We start from the raw sequence: 10331 nt of genomic DNA on the forward strand, positions 1-10331 counted from the left end.
GAGATGTGGTCGCTGCTGGCGCTCTACCAGGCACTGCGGATGGTCATGGTCGATGCCGCCGAGTCCCTTCCGGGCACCGACCCGGACCGCTGCGGCCGCTGGAGGAGTACCCGAGCCTGCCCAAGCTCAGCGACGCATCCGGCACCGCCAGCGGGCACGACCTGGCCCGCGCGGTCTCCCAGGTCACTGTTGCCGCCAGCCGCGACGACACCCTGCCCATCCTGACCGGCATCCACCTCACCGTCGCCGACGGCAAGCTCACCCTCGCGGCCACCGACCGCTACCGCTTCGCCGTCCGCAGCATCGACTGGACGCCCACCGGCGACACCGCCGACGGACAGGCCGTCGTCCCGGCCAAGGCCCTGCTCGACTCCGCCAAGATGCTCGCCGACACCGACCAGGTCGACCTCGCACTGCCCTCCAGCCAGGGCGTCTTCGGCATGGCCGGCCCCGCGCGCAGCACCACGATGCGCGCCCTGGAAGGCCAGCTGCCCGCGTACAAGAACCTGTGGCCCACCGAGTTCGAGGCCACCGCCGTCGTCGGCAGCGCGGAACTGGCCGCGGCGGTCAAGCGCGTCGCCCTTGTCGCCGAACGGGGTCAGCCCGTCCAGCTCCACTTCAGCCAGGGCGCACTGTCGCTGACCGCCGGCAGCAGCGACGACGCCCAGGCCCGCGACCGGATCGACGCCAACTTCGAGACCGAGACCGGCGCCCCGCTCACCATCGCCTTCAACCCCGCGTTTCTGCTGGACGGACTCGGCGCCATCGACGCCGACGCCGTCAAGTTCAGCATCGTCGGCCCGACCAAGCCCGCCCTTCTCACCGGCACCGACAAAGACGGCAACGCCCCCGGCGACGACTCGTTGACCTACCTGATCATGCCGATCCGCGTCTCCAACTGACCCCGCCCCGGGGCGGCCGCCAGGTCGCCACGCTCAGCTGGCCGCCCCGGGCCTCCCAACCCCAGCCACCGAGCGCCCGGGCCCGGAGAAAACGATGAGCCTCGACCCGCGCACCGTCTACGTCGTCAGCTGCGGCGTCACCTACTACGCCCAAGACCTCGAAGACGACGACTACGAACTCACCCTGCCCACTCAACAACTCGATCCGGCCTGGGCCCGCCGCATGACCGCCGACGGCTGGATCGTCACCACCCGGCACCTGTGCCCCGCCTGCGTCCAGACCAGGGGCACCAACCTCATGGAGCGCCTCGAGCTCGAGCGCACCAACGTCGCCCTCTTCGACCTCCCCGTCCACCGACCACGCTCCACCCACAGCGGAGAAACGGACCCCGGCATGACCGACAACCAGCCCCGCAACGACGCCACCGCAGCACCCAGCGCACACACTCCGATCAACAGCGACGCCACAGCGGCCGCTCCGCTGTCCGCCGACCACCCCTCGGACCGGCCCACCATCGTCTGCCTGTGCGGCTCCACCCGCTTCTGGGCCGACCTCGCCGAGGCCAACCTCCGCGAAACCGCCGCCGGCCGCATCGTTCTCGCCCCCGGCTGCGACATGAAAACGCCGTACCCGCTGTGGAGCAATCCGCAGCGCGCAGAGGAACTCCAGCAGCAGCTGGACGACCTCCACCGGTGGAAGATCCGCGCCGCCGACGAGGTCCTCGTCGTTAACCCCGGCGGCTACATCGGCGACTCCACCCGCGCCGAGATCCGCTTCGCCCACGAGCTCGGCCGGCCCGTCCGCTACACCGAACCCCTCGGCTACGCCGTCATCCTCACCCGGCCCGACCTGGACCCGGTCCGCCTCGTCCCGTACGAGCATGAGCGCCAGGCCGAAGACGTCGCCGCTGGCCTGCGGCGCCAGATGCACAACACGCAGCACGTCGGATGGACCACTATCGCCGTCGGCGATTACGCACCCGACCTGGACCACCTGGCCCCGCGCGTGGACACCGACCCGTACACACTCGCCGAAGCCATGGACGACGACCCAGGCGGCGACGGCACTGGCCGCAACTTCCCCGACCTCTACGCCAGGCTCATCGCCCAGGAAGGCTACGACCGCGCCGCCGAGCTCTGGGGCAAGGCCTGCCACGCCTACGACTACCTCCACCACGGCCCCGACGACGACGCGTAGCAGCTGCCGGAGTGGAGCCAAGCCGGACCGTCGTGCTCTGGTGAGCGCCCACCAGCTGGCCCCATCTGCGGACCTTCGAGTCGCCTTGTCTGCCGACTCTTCATAGCGTGGAAGCATCTCGTCGGACAGGACGCGAGATCACGCAAGAAGCGGGCCCGTGCCACTTCGCACGTCCATGGGCCCGCTCTTCGCGCCGGAGGGACAACGGATCCGCTCGCGAGCGGAAGTGGATATTGTGACTTGGCGGGGTTCACCATCCGGTGTCCGCTTCACAAGCCCCGCCATCGCGCCCCGGGATCGCCGCTCTGGCCCGGGGCGCGTACGCATCTGCCAGGGACCCCGCTACGCTCCGCGGGCACGTCGTTGGGGCCCGCGTCGAGCCTCGCCAGCGAACCGGGCGCGTCGAGGGCCGCCCTATTGACCCAGCAGCCCAAGGACCCTGTCGACCGCATCGACGATCGTCGTCCCCAGGGCTCCAACGCTCTGGGCGATGCTGGCTACGGCGATCAGGGCGCCGCGCCGCTCCTCCGGGGGGCTCGCCTGGGAGGAGATCACGGGCAAGGAGTTGTCGATGACCTGCGCGGTTGCGGGCGTGACCCCTTGATTGCGCAGTTCCTGCAGGAGGTGCGACAGTTCCGCGATCGCTTCAAGGAGATCCGGGGGCGCCGGTTGCGCCCCGCCGGAGTGCTGGTGCTGGATCCCGATGTTGTGGGTCCCGCCGTGCATGTTGACGGTGTCACCGCTCACTTCTTCTGCACCCCCACGTTGCCCGCGCCGCCGTACATGTTGACCGTGTCGCCGTAGTCGTAGTTATTGCGGTTGAAATTGATGGTCTCCACCCTCGCGCGCAGTTCCTTCTCCGGGTTCTCAACGGCCTCCACGATGTCAGCGACGAGCTGCCGAAGCCGTTCGCGGTCGGGCAGCGTCACCCACGCGCTTGCCTCGCCGCACGTCTCGATGACAAGCGCATACTGGCTCGGCGACGTCAGCACCTTCAGGAACCATGCGAACAGAACGATCACCAGACCGATGCCGACGATTCGCAGCTCGGGCACCGGGGCGGTCGCCAGGTACGCGATAAGGCCCCCGATCACGAAATACCCGAACGCCCGCCAGCGTTTGGGCTTGAACTCGGCGGTCCTCACCCGCGCAAGGTTGTGCAGCGGATAGGCAGCCTCCCCGACCCACAGCATCCGCTTGCCGACGTGCAGATCGACGCTTCTCCCGTCGGGCGGCGCCACCGGCAGCGGCGGCTCCGGCGAGAATTCCTTCGCTTCCATAAGTCCCCCGTACGTCATGCGGCTCGATGGCCGCGCAAGACTATTAGGCCTCGCCAACTTGCCTCATGGATAGGGGTAGTTGGCGGGCAGCGAAATCGCTCGGGGCTCGCGCCCTCACCAGCTTCCCGTTCTCATCCGGTTTCGCGTCCCTCGGTTCGTCGTCGACCTGGGTGCGCAGCCTCTCGTCCTCGACATCCACGTTGGCAGGCGCGGTCCAGCCGCTACAGGTCTCTCTGAATAGATGCCCGGCGGGCCCATCCCTGAAGCTGATGTTCCTCCCAGGCGCGGGGCTTGATGTGGCGGTTCGAGCCGTCGCCCGTGCGTCGGGGGACCCCGCTACGACCCGTGAGCAGGAACGTCGTTGGGGCCCATGTCGATGCGGAGCCGGTGGAGGCGTACAGGGTGGGGTCAGCGGCCCCGATCGACGGCTGTGTCGCCGTGGAACTCGGCAACCAGCTGGGGCGCGACAGGGATGAAGGCAAGCGGTTCCCGGCTTCCCCAGTGAGCAGAGAACGTGACGTCGCACCACGGATGGTCGAGGGCTGCGGGCTGGAGCAGGCCGCCACCGAGTTCGGCGGACGCCTCCACGCCGACAACCTCAGCGTCGCCGCGGGCGAGGTCCGCGATGTCTTCCACTGGCTCTAGCTCCGTACTTCGCGGGTCACTCTTTTGCACAGCCTCCGAGCTTGATCACGGTCCTCAGGTGATCGTGCTTCGGCGGGTTCTGCAACTCGGACCGCTGCGCTGATCGGTGGCTGACCCGCTGCGATCAGTTGATCTTCCCGAATGGATGACCTGCGGAGAACGGATCTAGCGCCGGGCTGGGCCGGCACCCGCTCGACCTTCCAACGGCATCGAGCGCCGGGGCACCCGTCCACCAGTGGCACTACCCGCAGTACGCCCTCACTCAGCAGTCGTAGCTCTTGAGCGTCTTCGAGGCACCGGTGGCCGACTTCAGGTAGTCGTTCTCCGACTTCAGGCTCTCGTTCTCCGCCGTCGACTCCGCCAACTGCACGACCAGTCCGGCAGCCATGGACAGGAGCCCCTCGTGCTTCGTCTGGAGCTCCTCGTGCTCTTCCTGAAGCCCCTTGTACTTCCAGGCGAGGACCCCGATCGTGGTGGCGGCCAGAACGCTGGCGCCGGCCTTAACCACGACCCTGGCTTTGCCGAACTTACCTCCGGCTGGCCCGGCACCGTCCTTGCCGATGCAAACGTGGCCCGTCTGGTGCGAGTGCTGTTGAGCCTCGCCGAGATGGTCGCTCTGATACGAGCACGATCCGCATTGGTAATGGGTCATCAGTCGTTCCTCTCCCCCAGGGAGATGAGCTTGCCACAGGTCACGTGCCTCCGGCGACCACTTGGTCATCCTCCGTACGCCCACCGACGCTGAGGGAAGGACGCGCACCTACACGGGCGTGCGCGCCCGCTGGTTGTGGGCTATGCCGTCAACGCTCCCAGGAGGGCCCATGGCGCGCCACGGGTGGCTCGTTCAGGTCTCTGGCCAGCGGGGATGCGTCGGTTCCAGGCCGAGGAGGTCGAGGAGATGGAGCAGGCTCGTGCCTGCGGCCGTCGACGACGACCGTCTCGCGATGGGGGCGCTTCACCGCCGTGGTGCCCTCCCTCGCGAGGTCATGTCCCCTGTCGTGGTGTAGCCGGATCGATCTGATCTTTGTTCTGGGGGTAGAGCCTGTCCATGCTGTCGATGGGGAGATAGCGGCGGGGGAAGGCGATCCATTCGTCGTGCACCCTTCCTTTGGATGCCCTCAGTTCTGTCGGCTGTTGGCCTCAAGGCCATGGTCCAGCGCTGCCGCATGAGGGACCTGGAAACGCAGATGCGTGACGAGCGGCGAGGCGAGGATTCTGGTCCGTTCCAGCTCGAGGTGTTCCGTTCCCAGATGCTCGAACAGCCGGCGTCCGTCGCCCATGAGCACCGGTGCGAGCTGGAGATTGATCTCATCAAGGAGTCCCGCGCTAAGCGCCTGCTGAGCGATGTCCGCCCCCATCAGTGTGACGTCTTTCCCGTCCGCCACTGCTTCCGCCTGCTGAAGCGCGCTTTTCAGGCCGTTGGTGATGAAGGTGAAGGTCCCGCTCTTCATGGCGCGCTGGCTTCGAGCGTTGTGTGTGAGCACGAAGCACGGCACCGGGAAGGGAGTGTCCTGCCAGACCTCGACACCCACGTCGAATGTCCTTCTGCCCAGCACGACGGCACCTGTCGAGGCCGAAATCTCCTGCGTCACTGTGGCGTCGACGTCGCTGGTCGGTGTGTTCAAAATCCAGTCATGCAGGCGCAGACCACCCCGGCCCATGGGGTGTTCGATGCTGATGTCCGGACCTGCCATGAAGCCGTCGAGTGACATGGTGACGTGCAGGACCACCTTGCTCATATGACGAGTACCTTTCCGCGCGGTTGTGGTCGGGAGTTCAAGGAGTCAGACCCTGCGGCGACGACAAACTCATCGGCCTACCGGACGTGGGTCTTCGCTTCGGTGGGGTTCGAGCAGAAAACTCGGATCTCTGCTGCCGGAGCTGCGGAGAAGTTCGGGCACCGACGCGGCCCCAAGGCCGGCCACCATCACGGCATCGGGGGAAGGACCCACACGCTCCGGCAGCGTTGCCAGTTCTCATCGACATTTCCGAGCCAACTGATCACTAACCTCGCGCTTTCACCAGCCGGACAGCCCACTCTCGGCAACGGGTGAAACGAGGGCCACGGACGGCGGATGAAAAGTGAGCCACTCTGCGATCTCTTGATCATCCTGACTTCACTGGTTCTGAAGTCGGGAGGAAGAGAGGGTGATCCACGTGGAGGACTGGGCTGAGATCCGCCGGATGCACCGGATGGAGGGGCTGTCGGCTCGCGCGGTGGCCCGTCAGCTGGGGATCTCCAGGAACACCGTGCTGCGGGCGCTGGCCTCGGACCGTCCGCCGCGGTATCGGCGGGCGCCGAAGGGCTCGGCGGTGGATGCGGTGGAGCCGGCCCTGCGGGAGCTGCTGAAACAGACCCCGACGATGCCCGTCACGGTGATCGCGGAGCGGATCGGCTGGGAGCGGGGGCTGACGATCCTGCGGGAGCGGGTGCGCGAACTGCGGCCGGCTTATCTGCCGGTGGACCCCGTCTCGCGGACGGTCTATGAGCCGGGTGAGCTCGCGCAGTGCGACCTGTGGTTCCCGCCCGTGGACATCCCGCTCGGTTACGGCCAGAGCGGGCGCCCGCCGGTGCTGGTCATCGTGTCCGGTTACTCGCGGGTGATCACGGCTCGGATGCTGCCCTCACGGCAGACGGGCGATCTGATCGACGCCCACTGGCGGCTGCTGACCGCATGGGGAGCCGTGCCGAAGATGCTGGTCTGGGACAACGAAGCCGGAGTCGGCAAGGGACGCCTGACCAGCGAGTTCGCCGCGTTCGCGGGCCTGCTCGCCATCCGGGTGCATCTCTGCCGGCCCCGGGACCCGGAGGCGAAACCTCATGCTTCATACTGCGCCTCCTTGGGCTGATTCGATGGTTGTTTCCGTTGGTGCTGGTCGTGGGCCTGGCGGCCGTCCGATGCGGGGCCGGGTGAACTCGGGTCCGGGCAGGTGGTAGAGGTACTCGCCCTTGTCGTTGGCGAGGCGTCCGGCCAGCAGGCCCTCGTTGCGCCACTTCTTGACGGTGTTGGTGTGAACGCCGAGTCGGCGGGCGATCTCGTTCAGGCTCAACATCCCTTGCTCGGTGAGTCGTTGGGGATGGCTGCGAAGGCGGTAGGCCCGGCGGATGTGCTTGACGATGCCGGGGGTGAGGTCCTGGCCGAGGCCGCTGAGGTGGCCGCGGTCGGTGAGGATGGCGGCGATCTGGCCGTCGGTGTGGTCGTCGAGGAGCTCGTCGATGGAGGTGACGACCTCGGGCGGGGTCTGCCGGATCTGCCAGGAGGCGAGCGGGACGGGCATGGTCAGGGTGTGCTCCTGCCCACCGGTGAGGCGAACGTGCGCGGTGATCTGCTCCGCGCGGACCAGGGTGACGTCGGTGACCAGCAGCCGCACCAGACGCTTGCGTTCGCGGTCGGGGGTGGCCGGATCCGCCCACAGCGCCGGGAAATCCCTGGCGAGTGCGGTGATCCGGGCCCCGCTGGGTCTCGTCGAGGACACCGGTTCCGGTGGCCTTCGTCTTCTCGTAGGTCTCGGTGGCCTCGGCCAGCTCGCGCAGGGCCTGGTTCCAGTCGGCCTCCAAGCTGGTGGCGACCAGCCGGTTGTCCGGGTCGACGGCAAGGTATCGGCGGCGGGCCAAGTCAGCCTGATACTGGGCGCGTTCGACGGCGGCGGCCCGCAGCCGGTCGGCCTCATCCGCGCGGGCGGACAACTCGTCGGCGACGGCGAGGGCGGCCTGCAGCGCGTGCGGGGTCAGCGCGGTGACCAGCAGCTCGCCGACGGCTGCGTCGACGACGGCGCCGTGTACGCGCTGGCAGATCGGGTTGCCGTACTGGATCCCCTTGGCCTGGCAGACGTACTCCGGCTCCAGCCGGTCCTTTCGCTGGTGGTAGCGCACGGTCATGCGCCGGCCGCAGATCCCGCAGAGCACCATGCCCTGCAGCAGGGCCGGACCCTCACGCGGCGGACCGTGACGGCGGTCCTTGCCGTGCGCGGTGGCGTTGGAGGCGAGCTTGTCCTGGTTGGCGTCGTACTTCTCGAGCGTGATGTATCCAGGGTGGTGGCCGGGGAAGAAGGCGACCCACTGCTCGCGTGGCAGTAGCTTCGGCCCGCTCTTCCCGCTCCCCGGGGCGGGTTTGTGCTGGTAGCGGCCGTAGAAGAACGCCCCGGCATAGCGCGGGTTGTGCAGGATCTGCAGGATCCGGGAGTGCTGGGCCGGTGCCCACACGACCTGGCCCTTGTCCGGGCCGTGGGCGATGCGGCGGGGCAGACGCAGGCCCTGGTGGTTGAACGCCTTGACCACGCCGGTGGCCGAGCCGGTCGCGTCGAACAGCTCGAAGACCGCGGCGATGGCCTGCTGGATCGCGGTGTCGGGGTCGAGGACGACCTTTCCGGCCGGGTCGTAGACCAGGCCGATCGGCAGCGGGCTGACCAGTTCCCCTCGGCGGGCCTTGGACAGTTGACCGCCCCGCAACCTGGCCTTGAGCAAGTGCAACTCTGCCTCCGACAGACTCCCTTTGAGGCCCAGCAGCAAGCGGTCATTGAAATCGCAGGGATCGTAGAGGCCGTCCTCGTCCAAGATCAGGGTCCCGGACATCGCGCAGATCTCGAGCAACCGATGCCAGTCGGTGTTGTTGCGCGCCAGGCGGCTGACTTCCAGGCCGAGGACGATCCCGGCGTGTCCCATGCCGACCTCGGTGACCAGCCGCTGGAAGCCCTCCCGGTCGGCGGCCGACGCGCCGGACTGGCCCTGGTCGGTGTCGATGACGATGATCCGGTCGGCCGGCCAGCCCAGCGCGAGAGCCCGCTCCTTGAGCCCGTACTGGCGCACCGTCGACTCGGTGTTGTTCAGGACCTGCTTGAGCGAACTCTGCCGGACATACAAGTACGCGTCTCTGGCGAGGTGGCCGCCGGTCACCTTGGCGGCCGGGCCGAACAGCTGGTCGTTCATCGAGGCTCCCGTGCACCCTCATGTCAGTGCGGATCAGGGTGAGTTGGCGTGGGCCAGGACCATGCGGGACCACACCCGGATGACCTCCGCATCCAGTGTGGTGACCGCTGCTTCGGCGGACGGCGGGGCCCAACTTCTCGGCGCCGCCGCGGCGGCCAGCGAGGCGGCCACCTTCAAGAACGCGACCATGCCGCGGGCGACGAGCACGCCCAGTCCATTACGGCGTCCGCCGCGGCCCGCGCTCTCGCGCAGCCGCTCGTACTCGGTGACGCCCGCCGCGGCGTCACCGCCTGGGACGGTGGTGGGATATGGGCTCGTCCTCACCGGCGCTCTCTGGCTCGCGCCGACGCGACAGTGCACGCTCGACGGACCGTGGGTGGACGGTGAAGCCGAACTCCTCGGCGACCTTCTCCGCGATGTCCTTCGAGGTCAGGCCGTCATCGGCCGCCAGCCAGGCGTCGATGCGCTCCATGACCGGGGCGGTCAGCTTGACCGGTCCCTTCGGGCCCGGCTTGCCGGGCAGCAGAGCAGCCGGGCCGCCGGCGTCCAGGGCCGCGGCGATCTCATAGAACGCCTGACGGCAGTAACCGAAGGCGCGGGCAGCCCTGGCCACGGGCACCTTGTCGACACGGACCCGGCGCACCATCTCGTACTTGACCTGCACTACGTCCCGCGCATCGCAGAACGGCGAGGCCAGGAACACCTCGTCCGTCACCTTCTCCGGATGCGGGTTCAGCGACCGCGACGCTGCCAGCACGGCCACCTTCGGATCCTCCGCCGTCACCGCCATCGCGCCCGCCTCCCCCAGTACTCGACCGTGTCACCAGGTTCGCGCCACCACCCGCCCCGGCCAAGACCACAAAGCAGGCGCGCGGAGGCAAACCAGCAGGTCAGAAGTGCTCCCGCTGACCGCCTCCGCGCGCCGTTGATCAACCCCGCCGTCGGGCAGGGCGTGGATCAGGCGACGGGCCCGGCGTCATCCACCCGACGCCCGTCCACGCAGCGCGTCGATGAGATCGGCGACGGCCAGCAAGTCGTCCACGCGGAACGGGCAGCGGCCCGCGGCGACCACCACGAACGGATCGACCGGGTCGACGTCCGTCCACGCCGCAGGCAGCGAGGCCACCTCACCGTACTCGTCCACAAAGCTGACCCTGTCCTCGTCCCAGGCCAGACGCCGGTCGACGAACATGAACTCCCGCCCGCACCACGGGTGGAACGGATGCGTCACCCGGACAACACCCGGCCGAGCGTACTGATCGGGTGCAGTCGACGATGCGTGACAAGGGCCTGGTCGAGCGCGCGAACGGCTACCTGGAGACCAGCTTCCTGCCCGGCCGCCTCTTCACCGGCCCGGACGACTTCAACGCCCAGCTGAC

Annotated in this window: 10 protein-coding genes and 3 pseudogenes; 4 read left to right on the forward strand and 9 right to left on the reverse strand. The window is 68.3% G+C overall.

Annotated features, from left to right (window positions below):
• Positions 1 to 116 precede the first annotated feature (116 nt).
• Together dnaN and ACFV9O_RS38365 are read left to right on the forward strand one after the other, a co-directional pair.
• On the forward strand, positions 117 to 902 hold the full coding sequence (gene dnaN / locus ACFV9O_RS38360; RefSeq protein WP_385427168.1) for a DNA polymerase III subunit beta: 786 nt from the start codon (positions 117 to 119) through the stop codon (positions 900 to 902).
• Positions 903 to 1296: 394 nt separating this feature from the next.
• Positions 1297 to 1719: pseudogene (locus tag ACFV9O_RS38365) on the forward strand (hypothetical protein); the annotation flags it as partial.
• Positions 1720 to 2514: 795 nt separating this feature from the next.
• Here ACFV9O_RS38365 and ACFV9O_RS38370 read toward each other — a convergent pair.
• Positions 2515 to 2847 (reverse strand): hypothetical protein, encoded by a 333-nt coding sequence (locus tag ACFV9O_RS38370; RefSeq protein ID WP_385427144.1) that lies wholly within the window; start codon positions 2845 to 2847, stop codon positions 2515 to 2517.
• The gene (locus ACFV9O_RS38375; protein ID WP_385427147.1) at positions 2844 to 3380 is read right to left on the reverse strand and encodes a DUF6232 family protein; all 537 of its coding nucleotides are present in this window, start codon (positions 3378 to 3380) and stop codon (positions 2844 to 2846) included. The genes ACFV9O_RS38370 and ACFV9O_RS38375 overlap by 4 nt, the downstream gene beginning before the upstream one ends.
• 345 nt (positions 3381 to 3725) lie before the next feature.
• Between ACFV9O_RS38375 and ACFV9O_RS38380 the strand changes: the two genes are divergently transcribed.
• Complete coding sequence (locus ACFV9O_RS38380; RefSeq protein WP_385427150.1) at positions 3726 to 4025, forward strand: hypothetical protein; 300 nt, start codon at positions 3726 to 3728, stop codon at positions 4023 to 4025.
• A 262-nt stretch (positions 4026 to 4287) separates the two neighbouring features.
• Here ACFV9O_RS38380 and ACFV9O_RS38385 read toward each other — a convergent pair whose 3' ends face one another.
• Positions 4288 to 4533: a hypothetical protein gene (locus ACFV9O_RS38385; RefSeq protein WP_385427153.1), complete on the reverse strand. Its 246-nt coding sequence runs from the start codon at positions 4531 to 4533 to the stop codon at positions 4288 to 4290.
• A 610-nt stretch (positions 4534 to 5143) separates the two neighbouring features.
• Positions 5144 to 5764, reverse strand: coding sequence for a dihydrofolate reductase family protein (locus tag ACFV9O_RS38390; RefSeq protein WP_385427156.1), 621 nt, complete (start codon positions 5762 to 5764; stop codon positions 5144 to 5146).
• Positions 5765 to 6173: 409 nt separating this feature from the next.
• Here ACFV9O_RS38390 and ACFV9O_RS38395 point away from each other — a divergent pair.
• Positions 6174 to 6842: pseudogene (locus ACFV9O_RS38395) on the forward strand (DDE-type integrase/transposase/recombinase); the annotation flags it as partial.
• A 9-nt stretch (positions 6843 to 6851) separates the two neighbouring features.
• Here ACFV9O_RS38395 and ACFV9O_RS38400 read toward each other — a convergent pair.
• The 5 genes and pseudogenes from ACFV9O_RS38400 to ACFV9O_RS38420 all read right to left on the reverse strand — a co-directional run bounded on the left by ACFV9O_RS38400 (position 6852) and on the right by ACFV9O_RS38420 (position 10183).
• Positions 6852 to 7502, reverse strand: coding sequence for a hypothetical protein (locus tag ACFV9O_RS38400; RefSeq protein WP_385427171.1), 651 nt, complete (start codon positions 7500 to 7502; stop codon positions 6852 to 6854).
• Positions 7503 to 7833: 331 nt separating this feature from the next.
• Positions 7834 to 8952: pseudogene (locus ACFV9O_RS38405) on the reverse strand (recombinase family protein); the annotation flags it as partial.
• 33 nt (positions 8953 to 8985) lie between these two features.
• Entirely contained in the window at positions 8986 to 9276 is a 291-nt protein-coding gene (locus tag ACFV9O_RS38410) for a hypothetical protein (protein WP_385427159.1), read from the reverse strand.
• Positions 9236 to 9715 (reverse strand): transposase, encoded by a 480-nt coding sequence (locus tag ACFV9O_RS38415; protein ID WP_385427162.1) that lies wholly within the window; start codon positions 9713 to 9715, stop codon positions 9236 to 9238. Before ACFV9O_RS38415 ends, ACFV9O_RS38410 begins: the two co-directional genes overlap by 41 nt.
• Positions 9716 to 9928: 213 nt before the next feature.
• Positions 9929 to 10183 carry a DUF5372 family protein gene (locus tag ACFV9O_RS38420; protein ID WP_385427165.1) on the reverse strand — a complete coding sequence of 85 codons (255 nt, stop codon included), beginning with the start codon at positions 10181 to 10183 and terminating at the stop codon, positions 9929 to 9931.
• Between the last annotated feature and the right edge of the window lie 148 nt (positions 10184 to 10331).

It is taken from the genome of Streptomyces sp. NPDC059909 (assembly GCF_042730885.1).
Lineage (GTDB): Bacteria > Actinomycetota > Actinomycetes > Streptomycetales > Streptomycetaceae > Streptomyces.

Coding starts and splice junctions, on each gene's coding strand:
- ACFV9O_RS38390 (WP_385427156.1), bottom strand. CDS start 5,764: ATGAGCAAGGTGGTCCTGCACGTCACCATGTCACTCGACGGCTTCATG.
- ACFV9O_RS38375 (WP_385427147.1), bottom strand. CDS start 3,380: ATGGAAGCGAAGGAATTCTCGCCGGAGCCGCCGCTGCCGGTGGCGCCG.